Here is an 18,192-nt window from a genome sequence, read left to right on the forward strand (position 1 = left end):
CCAACTTATTAAATTTAAATAGTTTATATGTTCATATATAGAATTTTCAAGGGGGTAAATTGTAAATGATTCCAACGTCAACATATGTAGCTAAATGGGTATTAGATGACTTAACACTTGCATCAAGACCAAATCAGGGGATCAAACTAAGTACATTTAAAAAGTTAGAAAAACTTTATGTAGAATACAGAGAAATGATTGAGGGAGATACTAGTTTTGAAATTACACATTATCTGCTAGAGTTTATCAATCCACATAATCTTTTTGTAGTAAGAGATGGTTACTATATATTTGATAATAAAACGATGAAATTTATTAAAGTATCAGACGATATTCATTTTTTAAATCAAAACTTAGCGTATTGTAATAATGGAGTTGCAGTGGATTTAATAAACGGAAAAATGCATTTTTTAGAAGGGCATTATTATAAAGTTAAGACCTCATATGTTGATTTATTAAAAGGAGAAACTATCCCTGTAATGGTACTAAGTCATTTAGATAATAATGTTGGAGTATCAGTTCCTTTGACAATGTTTAATGAGGAAAGAACGTTTAAAATTTCAGAGAGTTATATAGTGGATCTTGCCTCAAAGAATTGTAACAATGAGAGTGAATTTAGTGAAAAGGGAAACGTAATACGATTTCTAAAACCTTCTATTGTGTAGTTAAGTATATATGTTAATCAAATTCATAATGAATTTAAGAGGGGAAAAAATTTTCTTTTGAAATGTATACAGCCTTTCGAGATAAAGTAATTATAAAAGATGAATATAAAGGATTGGTGGAATTAACAAATACAGGAAATTGGGAAGAAGCTGCTTTAATGTTTCCATTCGTTAAAGAATACATAAAAGTTAATCATAGTAAAAATATTCCATTTACAAAGAAACAGATAAATGAAGCATTTGCAGAAGATTATTTTCTATATATGAGGTGGCACGTAGGAAACTGGGAAGAAGAGAATGACTATTATACAAAATTAAAAGGTAATGAATGGTCATTTATAGCTAATTTAAAGAATTACAGAGATAAAGAATATAATGTGACACCTATCTCATTATTTATGAATTTGATATTAAAAGAAGTAGCAGAACATATTATAAAGCTGGAGGCTTGGTATGGTGAAGCTGATGAACCAGAAGAATATTTTTTTATTAATAACGAATTTATAAAGAAGTTGTAGCAGTAATGAATTATTGCTGCTTTTTTATTTCTAAATACACTAAAATTATTGTTGTTGGCTTTATGTATATTCACTTATAATAGAATATGGTAAATTTTACACTGCAATAATAAAGATTTTTATTATACAAGAGCTGGGAGCAGCTCTTTTTATTTTGTTCAGGGGAGTGTGAAAGAAAGAAGTTTATGTTAGTAGCGAAGTTAAATGATCTAATAGAAAATAAAAAATTAGAATTAGTAGAACTGGTAAATAAACATGGCTTTAGTCATACGAAAGTCCTCCATTTAAGTCAGGAAATTGATAAATTAATTAATAAATATATGATTATAAAAAAAGGAACCCTATAATAGTAGGGTTCAAAGGGAACAGATACATAAAATAAATAAACAGAATAATTTAATTATATAAGAAATTTCATACTGTAATATTGAGAAAGTGTAAAACACTAATTTATTTCGTTTGAAAAGTGATGTGATTACTATCTTAAAATTAAGAACAGAGTTAAAAGATAAAGTTGTTTAACGATTTAAGTTAACAGAAGACAATATAGTTAGTAAACAGAGAGCGGAACATTTTGTTAATGAATTAATCAAAAAAGATTAAATGCATCTTACTGCTAGATCTTGATTTCGCAAAAAATTCCGCTTCATTTCCTCCATCCACAAAGCCACCAATATTTCTGAAAACTCCACATTCACCGGGTCCTAAATATCGTACGCCTACATAATCATTGTAGCTATCAGGATCGTACTCCCATAATTCAACTTTTAACTTACTAGTTGAACCTACTTCAGCTGCTCGGCAAATCTTGTAATCTCCACCAGTCGAGGCATATACATAACTTTCAGCACCATTTGAATATAACGTTTCTTCTCCTAAGTAATCCCATCCAGAACTAAAAGGCTCTATTGTGTTTGCAAACGTAGAAGAAGGGACCAACATTACTAACAACGTCGTTACAAATGCCATCATACTCATTTTTAATTTTTTCATTCTTATTTCTCCCTATTTTTAATTGAAATTTATTGTTCTTCACATAATACATAAAATATTTTGTTTTGTTGCAAATAAATGACTGCTTTAAAATAATGTTGTTTGAAAACACTTCTATCCATATGTTAGGGGTAACTCCACATTGCTATTCAGCTAATAGGGGTCTCGCGCGATCAAGCTAAGGTTTTTAATTACCCTCTAAACGAAAAATTAATTTCTCTATAGTTGTTAATTTTAAGGAATTAGTTCTTTTTTTATTTTTGAAGTGTTGACTTTTCTTAAGTGAATAGCCATGTGGCAGTACTCCTTATAGGCAAAGGTTTTGACCCTTATTTTAATGGTGGGTGTTGTATATTGATAATAAAGTCATTTAAAAACAAAAGTAAATCTCTTGGTTTTATTTTGTTAATTTTTACCACGTGAAAAAATAAAGTTAAAAGTGATGTAAAATGAATTCTTAGATTTGAATAAATAGGAGGAAAGTTCTAATAAACGAAAAAGAAATTGAAGAATTATTTGAAGGCGTAACCCCAATATTTCGGCACTTTGTTTTTGGTAATGAGTTTTGGTGACAGCGAAAGAAGCCAGTGAGAAATGGGGCATTTCAGATCGTCGGATACAGCTTTTATGTAAGTAGGCAGGATTATAGGTGAATATCGCTCGGCTGGACATGGGCTATTCCAGAGAATACCGTAAAACTTGTTGATGGACGAATGAAATAAATCTTAAAACTACAGGGAAAATACAGATTGCTGTGTTATCCTTTTTTCGGAGGTATACATTTATGGATATACGAATACTGCTTGTCGAGGACGATGAGCATATTTGCAATGCAGTAAAAGTCTTTTTATCTGGAGCGGGATATAAGGTGGATGCCTGTTTTAACGGGGATGAAGCGCATACCAAGTTTTATGATAACACCTATCAGCTTGTCATTCTTGACATCTTGCTGCCGGGAATGAACGGTCATGAGCTTTTAAGGGAGTTCCGTAAGCTGAATAATACGCCGGTTCTGATGATGACTGCTCTTTCTGATGATGAGAATCAAATCAGAGCGTTTGATGCGGAAGCGGACGATTATGTGACTAAGCCGTTCAAGATTCAGCTATTGCTGAAACGTGTGGAGGCGCTGCTACGTCGCAGCGGTGCGGCGGCAAAGGAAATTCACTATGGCAAGCTGACTCTTTTGCCGGAAGATTTCAAGGTTTTTTATGGCGACGAAGAATTACTTTTGACCCTTAAAGAGTTTGAAATCTTAATGCTACTGGTGCAAAAAAACGGAAAAACACTATCTCATGAAGTTATTTTGTCCCGCGTGTGGGGCTACGATTTTGACGGTGATGGCAGCACTGTGCATACTCACATTAAAAACCTACGGGCGAAGCTACCGGATAATATCATCAAAACAGTACGCGGAGTGGGCTACCGATTGGAGGAAACTTCATGAAAAAGAATGGGATATTTGTTAAGACTTTTGCCTATACGATAGTTGCTATGCTGTTGATTGTTTTCGTAACTGCCGCATTGTTTTCAAGTCAATTCTTAACACTGTACAGAGCAGTTGAAAAGGAACAAATAGTAGTGTCCTATCAGCCTTTGGTCAATAGAGTAAAAAATAGTGATTATAACGATATCCCCGCAGCAGCGCAAAGGTTTCGTGACAACAACCAATCATTTGAGTTTTGCATTATAGATGATAATCGCGGCGTGATTTACGCTACGCCGGGTGCTGATACCACGGATAATTTCAATGGTGACTTTTACTATGTGGTGCATAATGATAAAGCCCTCGGTTATTCTGTCGTCGCCCAGACCAGACCGGGATTAACTGCCTTTTACAATGAAATAATTGTGCAGGCATTGGTCGCGTTTGCCATTATACTCGCCCTCTGCCTTGTGTGCGCGTATGTTTTTGCATGGCAGATAACCAACCCAATCAAGCGACTGGCGGATGACGCCGGGAAAATGACAAGGCTTGAAGACGTATCGCAAAGCCTGCCTATACGCCGGGATGAATTAGGCGATTTGTCGCGTGACATTCACTCTATGTACGATAAGTTGAAAGATACCATTTCCCGGTTAGAAAATGAAATCCTGCGGGTAAGGGAAATGGAGGAAGCACAGCGATATTTCTTTTCGGCGGCTTCACATGAGCTAAAAACGCCTATCGCGGCAACAAGTATCTTGCTGGAGGGTATGCTCGAAAATGTAGGTGATTACAAAGATCATCCCAAATACCTGCGCGAATGCGTGAAGATGATGGAGGCGCAGGACGATGTGATTTCCGAGATACTGGAGATTGTCAACTTGAGCGATGGGAAAATCTCTCAAGATCCTGAAAAACTGAAAGTTAGGCAATTAGTGGCTGACATACTGCCTGACTTTCAGATATTAGCTGAAGCAAACGGTCAGTGCATTGTTATGGACATTCCTGACGGACAAAACTGCCTTGTCGATTCTAAAATGCTTCAAAAAGCACTTTCCAATATCATTTTGAACGCAGTACAGAATACGCCTATAGGCGGTGAAATTAGGATATGGAGCGAGCCTGCGGCTAAACAATATCGCCTTTGTATACTAAACACAGATGCAAGGATAGACGCTACAGTTCTGCCTAAGTTATTTGACCCATTCTACCGTATGGATAAAGTGAGGGGGCGGAAAAGTGGGCGCAACGGTTTAGGCTTGACCATCGTGCGGAAAACGTTGGAAGTAATGAACATTGAATATGCTTTGGAAAACGTTCCGGATGGCGTTCTATTTTGGATGGATTTGCCAAAGGCATAAATAACACAAGGAGAAAAATAATGAAATCAGAAAACCGAAATAAACTTACAATTGCATTGTTTGTAATATATATGCTGCTGTTGACAGGCGTCATTCTCTTCAAATTACCGTTTTTTTCTTCTGAAATACCAGACGGGATACGAGTAATCAATCTGATTCCATTTCAGGGGTCTTTTGATGACAGCGGAACTATTGATTTTAGAGAAATAAGAGATAATATACTTATTTTTATCCCTTTAGGTATATATATTTGTATACTAAAAAGTAAATGGCCTTTTATGAAGAAAGTTCTTCCAATTGTTGCTTTGACATTGGCGTTTGAAGCTATACAATTTATTTTCGCAATAGGAAGAAGCGATATTACTGATGTACTTGACAATACGCTTGGAGGGGTAATCGGCATTGGTATTTATGCTTTATTGTTCAAGATTTTCAAAAATAGGACTGTTAAGGTTGTAAATATACTTGCCTTGGTAGTAACTGTATTCGTAGTATTATATTTCGCCTATTTGTTTTATCTCAGCCATTTTGTTATGAGGCGCCTGCACCCCTGATGTTAGCAACCTAGCTTTATCACTTTGATCGACAGGGTTATTCCTGCCGGTCTTTTTTGATTTTCTCCGCTACAGACAAACTACAGGTTGACTACAGGGAAAATACAAATTGCTTTTCCATAATAGGAGCATGACAAACGTAAATGTCTATTTTACGCCATACATAGAATGACTACCGCAATGAAAATGAAAAAATTAATCGCACTCGCTTTATCACTTTTTCTCGTACTATTATTTCAACCAACCTGCTGGTTGATTGAAATAGGGATATTTGATTAACTTTATTGTCATTGGATTCTGCTATATTCCAACCACCTATACTCCCAAAAATGAAAATCCGAGCGGTATTCCGCAAATAAGTCTTTAAAATTATCATTTTGGGGTATTTATTTTTCTTAGCTTGATGGGTATGTGGCGAGACCCCTGTTAGAGCAAATAAAAAAACGTAATTTAAATAGTTTTATTAAAAATCAATTGAATTTCATTAATCGAAGGAGAAGAAAACACTATAATTTTTTTCAAATCCATGCATAAGACATACAATTACCTAATAGAAAAAGTATCATAATATGTTAAACTCAATTTCTTCCACTTCATATCAAAGTACTAACCTATAATTTCCAATGTAATCCATTGCAATGTAGTAAGATAGGATGTAACATTTATCAGTATTTAAAAAGTCTAACATTGTTTAAATGACTTCAATGAGTAGTTAAGAGGGGAATATAATGAATAAAATAAAAAGGTTACTGAAACGTAAAACGACTTGGATAATTCTTATCCTATTTGTATTTGTTTATGTAAATAACAGTTCTTTTTTTGCTAAAAGGGACGAGGGGGCTCCTATTCTTCTTGCTCACCGAGGACTTTCACAAACATTCAGCATGGATGGGATTGAGGGTGATACATGTACAGCAGAACGTATAAATAAACCTGAACACTCTTATTTAGAAAATACAATTCCATCTATGGAAGCTGCATTTAAAGCTGGAGCTGATCTAGTAGAGTTTGATGTTCAACCAACTAAAGATAATAATTTTGTTATTTTTCATGACTGGACGCTTGATTGCCGTACTAATGGTAAAGGCGTTACAAGAGATTTTACAACAAAAGAATTACAAGCACTTGATATTGGATACGGTTATACAGCTGATGGGGGGAAAACATTCCCGTTCCGTGGTAAAGGGATTAATCTTATGCCAACACTCGATGAAGTACTTAACCATTTTCCAGATCGTTCTTTTCTTATTCATATCAAAAGTGATGATGAAAATGAAGGAATACAATTGGCTGCTTATCTTAAGAAACTACCAGCAAAACGCCTTGAGCAACTAACTGTATATGGTGGTGATAAACCAATTGCTGCGATTGAGGAGCGTATCCCTAGTTTACGAACAATGTCAAAAGCAACTATGAAAAAGGATCTTCTTACTTATATTGCGTTAGGGTGGACTGGTTACATGCCATCGAGTCTGAAGCATGGAGAGTTACATATTCCAGACAAAGTAGCTCCTTGGCTTTGGGGATGGCCGAATCGTTTTCTTAATAGAATGGATAAAGCAGATACTCGCGTTATCATTGTAGGTGGAAATGGATTTGGATTTTCAAGTGGATTTGACTCATTCGAAGATATAAAACGTATTCCTGAAGATTATACAGGTGGAATTTGGACAAATCGGATCGATAAAATAGCACCTTTATTTAAGAATAAGTGATGATATAATACTCGAAGTATTCATATGCTGAAAGAATTAATTTATGCTCCCAGAATTGTTTTGTAGAAATAAGTCTTTAACAAAAAAGATAAATTTGTGTCATACTTTTAAAGTAGTGCACAAGTGCAAAATCACAAAAAGATCACCTATGAAATTTTGTAGGTGGTCTTTTCATATTCATTAAATAAACTTTGGATTCAATTAGTACAGTTGATTTTTACGTATCTTTAATAGATAAAACTATATGAAAAAAATAGGTGAAAAAGTGGAGGTTTTTTGTCTAAATATATAGAATTTTTAACGAAAATTCATAATTATGTTATATAATGATGTTAACAAACCATATTTTAGGCATTACCCCCGATTGTGTAGAATAAATAATTTTTCGATGAGCTAAAGTATTTGGCTAAAAGAACTTGTAGCGGGGCCTTGCTACAAGTTCTTTTATTTTTTCAGTAAAGGAAAATAAGAAAAAAGAAGGGGATACAAGTATGATCGGAAACTTAAAGAAAGCAGCATTGAATTCGTTAGATGGGAAATGGGGGGAGGTATAGGAGTATCAGCTTTATTCTATTTTGTACCAACCTTAAGTGCATCAGCAATCGCCTTTTTTATGTATTTAATATTTGTACTGTTTATCGGGATAATTGGTCCTGATGCATTATTTATTCAATAGGTGGGCAACCACAAGTAGATCCGGTAGCATTTGCTGTACTTATTCTAAGTTATATTGGTTTATGGGGGGGATGTTTCCTAATTTACAGTGTCATTCAAGGTATCTTTAATTATGGATATTCTGTTTTTACTTTACACTTAGGGAAACAAGAAGAAGTTAAGGTAGACGATGTATTTTCAGGATTTAAAAAGAAGAATTTGTTTAAATCAATGAAGTTAGGTTTAATGCAAGCTATTTTTATTTTTTTATGGAGCCTATTATTTATTGTTCCAGGTATTATTAAATATTTTTCTTATTCCATGTCGTATTACATATTAGTTGAGAATCCTGATTATACAGCAAGTGAAGCACTGAGAGAAAGTAAAAGAATAATGAAAGGACAAAAGTTAAAATTATTTGTTCTTTGGCTATCATTTATTGGTTGGTTTTTATTAGCTGCATTTATAGGAATGTTTACGTTTAATCTATCATTTATTTTCATTTCTCCTTATTACAATACAACTGTCTCACATTTTTACTTAAATTTAATTAAAAATCAGGATATTGGAGAAGCGAAGGTAAGTATATAAGTAGGAAGAAAGTATGTGCAAGGAAAATGTATACTATCTTGATAATGGATATGCAATTAAGCATATCCATTTTTAAATATTATATTTAATGACTTAAGCTGCTGGTTCTATCATATTTATCTTGATTAGGGCAAGGATACCGCAAACGTGTTGCAAGTCGAAGTAAATAGGGCAAGGATACCGCAAACGTGTTGCAATTTGAAGTAAATAGGGTAATACATAGATTGGGATACGGCTTAATACGGATCGTTTTGATGCAGAATTATGATGAGATTTTATTAAATTAATACGACTTATAATAAAAGGATGAACTTTATGGTGTTTAGAGGAATAATAATTCTTTTAGTAAAAGACAGTTATGGTTGTATACATTTTTATAAAAAAAAATCTAGAGGACCTGCTGAATTAACACAATACGTAGAGTACCTTCAAAATCTTGAAAAGAAAAAAGATATTCAATTAATACAGTCTTATGTAATCAATAAAGAGAATAAGGATAGTAAATATGTATGGTGTTTACATTTAATAAGAAAAGAGATAGATGAGAATATATCACCTAATCATCAAAAATATATAGACTATTTAGCAAATAATAGGTCTGATATTACTTTTATTGGGCCCTATAAATCAATGAGGACTTAAGGGGGTACATGTATGCTTTCGTGGGCATGAGTGGAAAGTAGCACCCATTAAGATCAAAAAGGATGGCGAAAATTGTCCTAGCTGCAACAGAAGTTATAAAGAGTCTTATGGAGCGGAATTTATTACATATTTTCTAATTAAAAACGATATAGTTTTTATTAAAGAACTATCCCTTAAAAAACTTGGATTTGAATATGATTATCGAATGGATTTTGTTGTTTGCCAAGGTAAATATCCTCTATTTGCTATAGAATATAATGGTATACAACATTATAAATATATGAAATCTGAATACTTTGGGGGATTTAAGGGCTCAAGAAAGCGAATGCTACGAGATAAAATAAAACGAAATTTTTGTTGGGGGATTGGACTACCAGTTGTAGATATTCCTTATAGTGAGACAAATAATCAAATAGAAGAAACTATAATATATTTTTTGAAGTTATATGAGTTGATTTAAGGATTAATACTAAGAGTTATAGTAAAGACTAATACTCCTTAAAAATATAAAAGAATGAATAAAGCCCTTAGGATAGGGCTATATGATTTTCTTCATACCACATTGACGGCATTCTCTTAAGAAGATGAAATCTTTAACGGAACTTTTAAATGCGGTGTTGCCGCAATTATCACAACGACCACTGGCAAGTTTATCAAGACCTAAATCCAAAAAATACTTAAAATATCACGATCCTAACATATTGTATATGACTAATATGTTAGGATCATTTATTTTGGGTATAAGTTTTGAAACTAAATTTGAATAGTATTTTTCTCAATCTGGATAGAAATAAGTAAAATACCATAAACGGTCGTTTTTGGTGCTTGGGTGTTTACATGCATTCACTAAATATATCACCTTCCATTTGTTACGGTTTTCAAAATAACTATTTACATATAATTTACATTAGTGTACTATTTGTCTAGTACACTAATACAGAGGAGGAAAGAAATGAAAACTGAGTTTTCTCCTAATATCCCTATTTATGTTCAGGTAATGGAATACATCAAAAAAGAAATTGTAACAGGACATTTGGCGCCAGGTAAAAAAATTCCTGCTGTACGTGAATTAGCGGGTGAATTACAAGTCAATCCAAATACGATTCAACGTACGTTTCAAGAGCTAGAAAGGGAAGGTATTGCTGAGACACGTAGAGGAACAGGAAGATTTGTAACCATGAATGAAGAAAAAATTACAGAGCTACGCAAAGAAATGGCAAAAGAGTTGCTTGATAATTTTATAAATGGAATGAATAACTTAGGATTTACAGAAGAAGAAATTATATCCATACTTTGTTCTTCTTTAGAAAAGAAAAAGGAGGGAAATGAATGAAAGAATTACTCGAAATTGAAAATTTATGGAAAAATTATAATTTGAAAACAGTGATTCAAGATGTAAGCTTAACAATAGCAGAAGGAAAAATTATCGGTCTTGTTGGTCCAAATAGTAGTGGAAAAACGACATTATTAAAAATGATTTCGGGTTTACGATTTCCTTCTAAAGGAAGTATTAGAATTGAAAATAACAAGGTGGGATTATCAACCAAAGAAATCGTTTCATTTATGCCCGATAATCCCGTTTTTGAAACATGGATGACTGTAAAAGATGCCTTGTTGTTCTATCGAGATATGTATGCTGATTTTAATTTACAGCATGCAATAGATTTGATAATCGAGTTTAAAATACCTCTAGAAGAGAACATAAGTATCTTATCAAAAGGAACAACAGGAATATTACAGCTTATATTAACTTTTTCAAGGAAAGCAAAGTTATATGTATTAGACGAACCATTAGGTGGAATTGATCTTGTTTCTAGAAAGCATGTATTAGATTTAATTCTTAAATTTTATCGTGAAGATAGTACCATTCTTATTTCAACACATTTAATAGAGGAAATCGAAAATATATTTGATGAGGTAATCTTTTTAAAAGACGGCGGGATTGTATTACATGAAAATGTAGAAGAAATTCGTTTTCATCATGGTAAAGCAGTACATGAGTTATTTAAGGAGGTTTTTGAGAAATGAACCCACTTTTCCGCTATTTATTTAATTGCAATAGAAAAAGAATTGTTGTATTTTACCTTGGATTTATTACTATTTCATTACTTCTTTTATTTAAGATGGTGGGGTTATCAAAGGTAACAAATCAACTTACAAAGGATATAACATTAGGTATATTTATATTCATCATAGGTGGCGCTGCATTTTTACTACTTTTAATAGCTTTGCCTTCTTTCAATAAAATGCTAAAAAATACGATGATTCGTTATACAGCCATCTCAGGAAAAAAGTATATATATGCAAATTTATTTTTCTTCACATTAATGTTTATTCTTTTATTAGTAATAGGCTTAATTTTTCTATACTATTTTTCTCAAAGTAACCTTGGAGCAAAAGTAACCGAAGGCTACCAACAAGAATTTCATAAGTTATATGCATATGGAATTCTACATCACATACTTTCCGTTTTGTTATGGGGAATCGATTTCATGAGTATATTAATTTCCTGTTATTTCATCATGGTAATTATAAAACTTATTCCTATAAAGTCATCAGTGAGTAAAGGATTTTTATCAATAACTCTCTTTGCTTTATTTTTAATAATCCAAACATTTATACTGGACGTTTTAAGTAAATTAGAGAAATATGTAATCACCATAAAGAGTACGGGATTCATAGATAACAATGGTTTTATTGACACATCACTGTATCCTAGTGAAGGGTTTACTATTTTAGATGTATGTTTTACTTGCATATTCATAATAGTCCTAGCAGCTATTACAGGGCGTATCATTGATAAAAAATTAGAAATATAAAGATCCACTTTAAAGGTAGAGTGTATTTAGGAGGAAAAAATGAGAACAACTAATCCAATATTAAAAAAAGAAAAATTTCATAAAGAGAAGACAAATGCTTCTACGATGACTATTGGTGGAACGATAGCAAAAACATTTATTTTACTTACCTTACTTCTTGCAGCGTCTGTCTATTCATACGTACAGATGACACAAGGGACAATGAAGATACCTGTATTAATTGGAATTGTGGTAGTTACTATAATTGTCGCATTTGTAGTTATATTCATTCCTCGTATATCACCAATTTGTGCACCAATTTACGCAGTATTACAAGGGATTTTATTAGGAAGTATTTCAGCATTTTATACAATGCGATTTGGAGATTCTATCGCTTTAACTGCCGTATTACTGACAATTTCAATTTTATTTGCCATGTTAGTGTTATATGCAACTCGAGTAGTAAAAGTAACTAAAAAGTTTCGTGCGGTTGTAACGGTTGCAACACTTGGAATTCTTATTATGTATTTTATTGTTTTCTTACTGGGCATCTTAGGGTTAACTGTTCCATATATTCACCAAGGTGGGACAATTAGTATTATCATTAGTACGATTGTAATTATTGTTGCTGCACTAGATCTATTACTAGATTTTGATTCAATTGAAAATGGTGCTCAAAGTGGAGCACCGAAGTATATGGAATGGTACAGTGCAGTAGGACTTATGATGACATTAGTATGGTTATACCTTGAAATCCTTCGTCTGGTTTCTTACATTATGAAAAACAAAGATTAAAAAAAACCTGCATGGTTTAGACATGCAGGTTTTTTTTAGTCTTTGAAGCCAGTATTTGTAATCCAATCCATATTTTATTGATACCATTACAGTTACAGGTATGCTAAAATCCATTTGAAACATTGCTTTTGGGAATACAATTGCTATTATAGTTGCAATTTATTTTCTACAAACTGATTGGGTTTCAACCCAAATTGCGGCTTTATTCCGTAGTCCTTAACAAATTGTTAAGGACCTTTTTTGTTTGTCTTTTAACTGCAAAATAATGAAGTTTTAATTCTGGGGATGTCTTAAAATCTCAGCTTGATGGGCATGGGGTAGTACCACACATCCATCAACTTAAGGATTTGGTGCAGGTCTAAAATAAAGTTTGGTTAAAAAATCATTCTAAACCCATAATTTCAATGCATATAAAAAGCCATTGTTTTAAACAGTAATTGAACAAAACGATGGCTCTCTTTTATTTTCCAGAACTGTTTTTTATAAAAAAGTCTGATTAATTTAATTTTCCTTATACCATTAACGCTCCATTTAGTTTAATAAGAATGAATGGATTTAAACTTTCTTCCAATAAAGTTAGCAGGTACGGGGTTGAGTTCTATTTCTCTTGACCAAACAGAGAGTTGACCAATGTGGTGAATCTCATGAGCAATTATATGGTGTAATATTTCCTCAACAGTATATTTATCTTCATCCCAAGCAACACATACAGCTTTCTCTTTTAATTCATCTAAATTTTTTTTGAGAAATTCAGCTATTTCATTCCGGAATCTATCTGAAAGAGATTTAACCCTCTCAAGTGTATCATAATCAGCAAATTCAACTACTATGTCTTCTTTACCTTGAATACCACGAACCCAACTATATTCAACATCAATAATGTGAAAAAGGGTATATAAAATACTTCCTACTCCTCCAGTTCGCTCTTTTATCAACTCTTCATTTGATAGTTGATTACACCATTCAAACCATTCGTCTCTTACTTGCCAGTTATATTTAAAAAAATTTATCAATGTAAACACTTCCCTATATAATTGTTTATAGCAATAAGAATTAGCTTTTGTCACTAAAACCCCTCTTTTTATTGAAGTAACCTGCCCTGTTAGTTCAATAAAACAAGCTCTAGATAAGTAATCTCGAGCAAAAGCGTTGCACCTTATTAAAACAACACGTCTTTTTTAAACTTCGTGACTTTATTCCAAATCCGTATATAGACTATTTTTGGAGTTAAAAGCACGTTACTATTCTCTTATATTAATGAGAAAGGGTGACGTACTTTTTATGAATATCCATCAAAAACAAGAGTTATCTTTATTTGCCGAAGAGTTATATCGATATATGTCTCCTGCTACACTTAATCAATTAGCTATAGAAGCAGGCGGGATGAAACGAAAACGTAAGTGCCATGGGCACCATTTCTTATCTTTGTGTGTATGGTTAAATCAACAAGTCGCTATTACCTCTCTTACTCAACTTTGTAGTCAGTTAGAAACCTCAACAGGAATTTTATTAAGTCCGGAGGGACTTAATCGACGCTTTAACTCAGCTTCTGTAGCTTTCTTTCGAACTGTATTTACTACACTTCTACAACCTAAAATTTGAGGTTTATCTAAGATTTCTCATTCTCTTTCAGCTTACTTTGAGTGCATTCGCATCCTTGATTCTACAACCTTCCAAGTTCCAGATCGATTCGCAGCTACTTATCCTGGTGCCGGAGGATGCAGTCATAAAGCTGGTGTGAAAATTCAACTAGAGTATGACTTGTTGAGTGGGGAATTTTCTGATGTGGAAATTGAACCAGGAAAACGAAGTGATCAGGCATATAGTGCGACTCGAACAGGCATGGCACAAAAGAATGAACTATATATTCGTGACTTAGGATATTTTCGTTTACAAGACTTTAAGTCTATTCAAGACAAGCAAGGATATTATTTATCACGTCTTAAGTTACCAACTAAAATATACAGAAAAGAGTTCGAAACAGTTGTATTTAAAACAAAGCCCACTCAATTGAGACCGGTATATATACAAATTCATTTGGAAGACATCATGACACAATTACAACCTGGCCAAGTGTATGAATTACATGATGTTTATGTAGGGAGTAAAGACAAACTACCTACTCGCATTGTGGTTTATAGATGTACCGAGGAGCAAAAACAGAAACGCCTACGTGACCGAGCTATTCGCGAAAAGAAAAAAGGAATTACTTATACAGAGCGTACGAAGCTTTTACAAGGTATTACGGTATATATGACAAACATTCCTACGGAATGGGTACCAAAAGAGAAAATCTATGATTTATATTCACTACGTTGGCAAATTGAACTGTTATTTAAAATATGGAAATCTTGGTTTCAAATTCATCGTTGTAAATCTATTAAACAAGAACGATTAGAATGTCACCTTTATGGGCAACTCATTAGTATTCTATTATGTTCTTCTACCATGTTTAAAATGCGAGAACTCCTGTTACGGAAGAAACAGAAAGAGCTAAGTGAATATAAAGCGATTTACATAATTAAGGATTATTTTTCACTTTTTTACCAAGCATTACACAAAAACACCCAAGAATTATCAAAGGTTCTCCTTCGTCTGTTTAACCTCCTACAGCACAACGGACGAAAATCTCATCGATATGAGAAAAAGACAGTCTTTGATATTTTGGGTGTTGTGTATGAGTATACCACTTCTACTCATCATGTAGCATAGTAAAAAATTGAAGCCCGTCAGGATTTATTTGATATGCCCACTTTTATAAAATCTATAAAAGATAATAAAAAGCTATATGGAAAGACCGCATTTTGTATAAAAATATACCTTAAGTTGATGGATGTGGGGTAGTACCACATCGCTATCAAGCTAAGAAAATACAACATCAATTTATAGTAGAAGTTATTTCTTTTTTAGGCTACATGTAGGGAATTTAAAGGTTTGCATACGAAATAAACCGGGTTTATTTTATTGAAGAATTTTGATACAGGTATGATTCTGAAAGAGCTTGCAGATGCTTCCCTCCAATATAGTGATAATAATGCACAGAATCTTATTCTTAAACAATTAGGTCGACCTAGAGAATTCCAAAACTCAATGAGAGAAATAAGAGATGCCGTTACAAATACTGAACGTTTTAAATCAGAGTTAAACGTAGTGCATCCAGGAGACGCCCATGATACTAGTACCCCAAAAGCATTAGCAACTAGTCTTCAGAATTTTACGATAGGAGATGTACTTTCAACTGAGAAACGGGATTTATTAATAGATTGGATGCAAAGGAATACTACAGGAGACAACTTAATTCGTGCTGGAGTTCCAGGAGGATGGGAAGTAGCTGATAAGACTGACTTGGAATCTTATGGAATCCGAAATGATATCGAAATTATTCGATCACCAAATAATTTCGATACTTTCTAAACATGATAAAGAGGATGCTAAATACGATGATAAGTTTATTGCAGAAGTAACAAAGATAGTGTTAGAAGCTTTAAAAGTGACAAATAAATAATAATAGTAATTAGTTATTAATATTTTCTCGTGTATCCGTCACAATACTGTGACGGTCTTTTTGTGTATATTAAAAAGAATCTACTTAAGCAAAGAAAAAAGATAGAAACAATCCCTATTGAAATTATTAATTAAATAACAACAAATATACGCTTTATTGGATACTTATTGCATTAAAGGGGGGAGGTAAGATATCATCTTTTTTACATAAGTAAAATATTAAATAACAAATGAACTTTAGAAATTGCGCCTAAATTAAAGGAGAGTACGTTATGAATACAATCATGATTGTAGAAGATGATATAAAAATTGCTGAATTACTGGGAACTCATATTAAAAAATATGGATATCAAAGTGTTATTATAGAGGACTTCGAAAATGTCTTAGATATATTTCAAGAGATAAAACCAGATATAGTGCTATTAGATGTGAATTTACCTAATTTTGACGGTTATTATTGGTGTCGTAAAATACGAGCTATTTCTACTTGTCCAATTGTATTTCTATCTGCAAGGAGTGGAGAGATGGATCAAGTTATGGCTTTAGAAAATGGTGGTGATGATTACATTACGAAACCTTTTTATTATGAGGTTGTAATGTCTAAAATTCGTAGTCAACTCAGAAGAGCATACGGTGAATATGCTCCTAAAGTAAAAGAACGAATAGTTGAGCAATCGGGATTATTCCTGTTCCCAGAAAGAATGGAACTTCAATTAAATGATAAGACAATTTTACTTACTAGAAAAGAAACAACTTTATTAGAGATATTGATAACAAAGTCTCCGCTCCTTGTAAAACGTGAAGTGATTTTAGAACAATTATGGGATAGTTCATATATAGACGAAAATACATTGAGTGTAAATATAGGTAGAATTAGAAAGAAACTGCAAGATTTAGGTATCGAAAACGCATTGGAGACGGTTCGTGGTGCTGGATATCGTTTGCATGCTACTTGGAAAAAGGAAGGAAAGGAATAATGAAATTATTTTTACAAGAACATATTCCACTTATTTTTTATACATTTGCCCAATTGCTTATCATTCTTTTTATATATTGGTTTGATGGCTATCCACATATTTTGACAGCATTATATTCAGTATTTTTGGGTGTTTTTTTATTGATGGGTTATTTAATCTATCGTTATTATAGTCATCGTTCATTCTATAAGCGTCTATCAACACCAATGGAAACTTTAAATGAGTCAATAAAAGATAGTGATTTGACTCCATTATCAATGGCCTTAGAAACATTACTACAATCTCAATATCAATATTATCAAAACCAATTAAAAAAATGGGAACGAAAACAACAAGAGCAAATGACTTTTATGAATCAATGGGTTCATCAAATGAAAACACCTATTTCTGTTATTGAGTTAATTACACAAGATGCAGAAGACTCACGATTTGACAGTATTAATGAAGAAACGGAAAGAATCAAAAAAGGACTAGAAATGGTCTTATATGTTGCTCGCTTAGAAACATTTGAACAAGATTTTCAAGTGAACAGATTGCAGTTATTGGGAATGATTGATTCTGCTATTCATGAAAATAAACGTCTATTTATACGTAGTTATGTGTATCCAGAAGTAAAAGTAGATCCAAATCTTATTGTAGAAACAGATAAGAAATGGTTTCGATTTATACTCAATCAAGTACTGTCAAATGCAATTAAATATTCGTCAAGTAAGAAAGAAAAAGTAATAGTATCGGCGTTTTCAAAGGGACGAGCAATTATTTTGGAAGTAAAAGATTATGGGGTTGGTATTCCTTCTGCTGATTTACCACGTGTTTTCAATCCATTTTATACTGGAGAAAATGGTAGGAAATTTAAAGAGTCTACGGGAATGGGATTATATCTTGTTAAAGAAGTATGTGAAAAATTAAATCATAAGATTGAGCTAGAATCTGAGGTAGGTAAGGGAACAAAAATTAGAATCATATTCCCGTATGCATCTCGTTAACCGATGGAAGGTA

Annotated in this window: 17 protein-coding genes and 4 pseudogenes; 18 read left to right on the forward strand and 3 right to left on the reverse strand. The window is 32.8% G+C overall.

Going from position 1 to position 18,192, the window contains the following annotated elements; all coding sequences use genetic code 11:
* The first annotated feature begins 65 nt into the window (after positions 1–65).
* The 3 genes from AC1Q8L_RS23530 (at position 66) to AC1Q8L_RS23540 (ending at position 1,530) form a co-directional block, all read left to right on the forward strand.
* Positions 66–665: a hypothetical protein gene (locus tag AC1Q8L_RS23530; RefSeq protein WP_000613330.1), complete on the forward strand. Its 600-nt coding sequence runs from the start codon at positions 66–68 to the stop codon at positions 663–665.
* A 62-nt stretch (positions 666–727) separates the two neighbouring features.
* On the forward strand, positions 728–1,183 hold the full coding sequence (locus tag AC1Q8L_RS23535) for a hypothetical protein (RefSeq protein WP_492339503.1): 456 nt from the start codon (positions 728–730) through the stop codon (positions 1,181–1,183).
* Between the two features lie 185 nt (positions 1,184–1,368).
* Positions 1,369–1,530 carry an aspartyl-phosphate phosphatase Spo0E family protein gene (locus AC1Q8L_RS23540; protein WP_074593997.1) on the forward strand — a complete coding sequence of 54 codons (162 nt, stop codon included), beginning with the start codon at positions 1,369–1,371 and terminating at the stop codon, positions 1,528–1,530.
* Between the two features lie 238 nt (positions 1,531–1,768).
* On the opposite strand, the gene AC1Q8L_RS23545 is transcribed toward AC1Q8L_RS23540, so the two are convergent.
* On the reverse strand, positions 1,769–2,176 hold the full coding sequence (locus AC1Q8L_RS23545) for a YndA family protein (RefSeq protein ID WP_000734339.1): 408 nt from the start codon (positions 2,174–2,176) through the stop codon (positions 1,769–1,771).
* Positions 2,177–2,960: 784 nt separating this feature from the next.
* On the opposite strand from AC1Q8L_RS23545, the gene AC1Q8L_RS23550 reads away from it, so the two are divergent.
* The 7 genes and pseudogenes from AC1Q8L_RS23550 to AC1Q8L_RS23580 all read left to right on the forward strand — a co-directional run bounded on the left by AC1Q8L_RS23550 (position 2,961) and on the right by AC1Q8L_RS23580 (position 9,579).
* On the forward strand, positions 2,961–3,623 hold the full coding sequence (locus tag AC1Q8L_RS23550) for a response regulator transcription factor (protein ID WP_492339504.1): 663 nt from the start codon (positions 2,961–2,963) through the stop codon (positions 3,621–3,623).
* Positions 3,620–4,963, forward strand: coding sequence for a sensor histidine kinase (locus tag AC1Q8L_RS23555; protein WP_492339505.1), 1,344 nt, complete (start codon positions 3,620–3,622; stop codon positions 4,961–4,963). The genes AC1Q8L_RS23550 and AC1Q8L_RS23555 overlap by 4 nt, the downstream gene beginning before the upstream one ends.
* Positions 4,964–4,983: 20 nt before the next feature.
* Positions 4,984–5,517, forward strand: a complete 534-nt coding sequence (locus tag AC1Q8L_RS23560) for a VanZ family protein (RefSeq protein WP_109102886.1) — start codon at positions 4,984–4,986, stop codon at positions 5,515–5,517.
* A gap of 728 nt (positions 5,518–6,245) precedes the next feature.
* Positions 6,246–7,232: a glycerophosphodiester phosphodiesterase family protein gene (locus AC1Q8L_RS23565; RefSeq protein ID WP_492339506.1), complete on the forward strand. Its 987-nt coding sequence runs from the start codon at positions 6,246–6,248 to the stop codon at positions 7,230–7,232.
* 491 nt (positions 7,233–7,723) lie between these two features.
* Positions 7,724–8,477: pseudogene (locus AC1Q8L_RS23570) on the forward strand (DUF975 family protein).
* Positions 8,478–8,792: 315 nt separating this feature from the next.
* Complete coding sequence (locus tag AC1Q8L_RS23575; RefSeq protein ID WP_492339507.1) at positions 8,793–9,119, forward strand: hypothetical protein; 327 nt, start codon at positions 8,793–8,795, stop codon at positions 9,117–9,119.
* Positions 9,120–9,324: 205 nt separating this feature from the next.
* Complete coding sequence (locus AC1Q8L_RS23580) at positions 9,325–9,579, forward strand: DUF2726 domain-containing protein (protein WP_492339508.1); 255 nt, start codon at positions 9,325–9,327, stop codon at positions 9,577–9,579.
* Positions 9,580–9,657: 78 nt separating this feature from the next.
* Here the strand turns inward: AC1Q8L_RS23580 and AC1Q8L_RS23585 are convergent.
* Positions 9,658–9,759, reverse strand: a pseudogene (locus AC1Q8L_RS23585) (DUF8096 family protein); the annotation flags it as partial.
* Positions 9,760–10,071: 312 nt separating this feature from the next.
* Here AC1Q8L_RS23585 and AC1Q8L_RS23590 point away from each other — a divergent pair.
* Genes AC1Q8L_RS23590 through AC1Q8L_RS23605 form a run of 4 tightly spaced genes read left to right on the forward strand, consistent with a single transcriptional unit; the run spans position 10,072 to position 12,712 of the window.
* Entirely contained in the window at positions 10,072–10,452 is a 381-nt protein-coding gene (locus AC1Q8L_RS23590) for a GntR family transcriptional regulator (RefSeq protein WP_025118352.1), read from the forward strand.
* Positions 10,449–11,147 (forward strand): ABC transporter ATP-binding protein, encoded by a 699-nt coding sequence (locus tag AC1Q8L_RS23595; RefSeq protein WP_025118353.1) that lies wholly within the window; start codon positions 10,449–10,451, stop codon positions 11,145–11,147. The genes AC1Q8L_RS23590 and AC1Q8L_RS23595 overlap by 4 nt, the downstream gene beginning before the upstream one ends.
* Positions 11,144–11,938 (forward strand): ABC transporter permease, encoded by a 795-nt coding sequence (locus AC1Q8L_RS23600; protein WP_492339509.1) that lies wholly within the window; start codon positions 11,144–11,146, stop codon positions 11,936–11,938. Before AC1Q8L_RS23595 ends, AC1Q8L_RS23600 begins: the two co-directional genes overlap by 4 nt.
* A gap of 39 nt (positions 11,939–11,977) precedes the next feature.
* On the forward strand, positions 11,978–12,712 hold the full coding sequence (locus tag AC1Q8L_RS23605; RefSeq protein WP_025118355.1) for a Bax inhibitor-1/YccA family protein: 735 nt from the start codon (positions 11,978–11,980) through the stop codon (positions 12,710–12,712).
* A gap of 536 nt (positions 12,713–13,248) precedes the next feature.
* Here the strand turns inward: AC1Q8L_RS23605 and AC1Q8L_RS23610 are convergent.
* Positions 13,249–13,725, reverse strand: a complete 477-nt coding sequence (locus AC1Q8L_RS23610) for a DinB family protein (protein ID WP_033667686.1) — start codon at positions 13,723–13,725, stop codon at positions 13,249–13,251.
* Between the two features lie 268 nt (positions 13,726–13,993).
* On the opposite strand from AC1Q8L_RS23610, the pseudogene AC1Q8L_RS23615 reads away from it, so the two are divergent.
* The 4 genes and pseudogenes from AC1Q8L_RS23615 (at position 13,994) to AC1Q8L_RS23630 (ending at position 18,179) form a co-directional block, all read left to right on the forward strand.
* Positions 13,994–15,424, forward strand: a pseudogene (locus AC1Q8L_RS23615) (IS4 family transposase).
* A 255-nt stretch (positions 15,425–15,679) separates the two neighbouring features.
* Positions 15,680–16,217: pseudogene (locus AC1Q8L_RS23620) on the forward strand (serine hydrolase); the annotation flags it as partial.
* A 271-nt stretch (positions 16,218–16,488) separates the two neighbouring features.
* Positions 16,489–17,193 carry a response regulator transcription factor gene (locus tag AC1Q8L_RS23625; protein ID WP_001092331.1) on the forward strand — a complete coding sequence of 235 codons (705 nt, stop codon included), beginning with the start codon at positions 16,489–16,491 and terminating at the stop codon, positions 17,191–17,193.
* Positions 17,193–18,179 carry a sensor histidine kinase gene (locus AC1Q8L_RS23630; protein WP_000765323.1) on the forward strand — a complete coding sequence of 329 codons (987 nt, stop codon included), beginning with the start codon at positions 17,193–17,195 and terminating at the stop codon, positions 18,177–18,179. The genes AC1Q8L_RS23625 and AC1Q8L_RS23630 overlap by 1 nt, the downstream gene beginning before the upstream one ends.
* Positions 18,180–18,192 lie beyond the last annotated feature (13 nt).

This window comes from Bacillus sp. GW823-FHT06A11, assembly GCF_058795355.1.

What these genes read in the sequence shown, in the direction of transcription:
- AC1Q8L_RS23530 (WP_000613330.1), top strand. Translation starts at nt 66, where the DNA reads ATGATTCCAACGTCAACATATGTAGCTAAATGGGTATTAGATGACTTA.
- AC1Q8L_RS23535 (WP_492339503.1), top strand. Translation starts at nt 728, where the DNA reads ATGTATACAGCCTTTCGAGATAAAGTAATTATAAAAGATGAATATAAA.
- AC1Q8L_RS23540 (WP_074593997.1), top strand. Translation starts at nt 1,369, where the DNA reads ATGTTAGTAGCGAAGTTAAATGATCTAATAGAAAATAAAAAATTAGAA.
- AC1Q8L_RS23545 (WP_000734339.1), bottom strand. Translation starts at nt 2,176, where the DNA reads ATGAAAAAATTAAAAATGAGTATGATGGCATTTGTAACGACGTTGTTA.
- AC1Q8L_RS23550 (WP_492339504.1), top strand. Translation starts at nt 2,961, where the DNA reads ATGGATATACGAATACTGCTTGTCGAGGACGATGAGCATATTTGCAAT.
- AC1Q8L_RS23555 (WP_492339505.1), top strand. Translation starts at nt 3,620, where the DNA reads ATGAAAAAGAATGGGATATTTGTTAAGACTTTTGCCTATACGATAGTT.
- AC1Q8L_RS23560 (WP_109102886.1), top strand. Translation starts at nt 4,984, where the DNA reads ATGAAATCAGAAAACCGAAATAAACTTACAATTGCATTGTTTGTAATA.
- AC1Q8L_RS23565 (WP_492339506.1), top strand. Translation starts at nt 6,246, where the DNA reads ATGAATAAAATAAAAAGGTTACTGAAACGTAAAACGACTTGGATAATT.
- AC1Q8L_RS23575 (WP_492339507.1), top strand. Translation starts at nt 8,793, where the DNA reads ATGGTGTTTAGAGGAATAATAATTCTTTTAGTAAAAGACAGTTATGGT.
- AC1Q8L_RS23580 (WP_492339508.1), top strand. Translation starts at nt 9,325, where the DNA reads ATGGATTTTGTTGTTTGCCAAGGTAAATATCCTCTATTTGCTATAGAA.
- AC1Q8L_RS23590 (WP_025118352.1), top strand. Translation starts at nt 10,072, where the DNA reads ATGAAAACTGAGTTTTCTCCTAATATCCCTATTTATGTTCAGGTAATG.
- AC1Q8L_RS23595 (WP_025118353.1), top strand. Translation starts at nt 10,449, where the DNA reads ATGAAAGAATTACTCGAAATTGAAAATTTATGGAAAAATTATAATTTG.
- AC1Q8L_RS23600 (WP_492339509.1), top strand. Translation starts at nt 11,144, where the DNA reads ATGAACCCACTTTTCCGCTATTTATTTAATTGCAATAGAAAAAGAATT.
- AC1Q8L_RS23605 (WP_025118355.1), top strand. Translation starts at nt 11,978, where the DNA reads ATGAGAACAACTAATCCAATATTAAAAAAAGAAAAATTTCATAAAGAG.
- AC1Q8L_RS23625 (WP_001092331.1), top strand. Translation starts at nt 16,489, where the DNA reads ATGAATACAATCATGATTGTAGAAGATGATATAAAAATTGCTGAATTA.
- AC1Q8L_RS23630 (WP_000765323.1), top strand. Translation starts at nt 17,193, where the DNA reads ATGAAATTATTTTTACAAGAACATATTCCACTTATTTTTTATACATTT.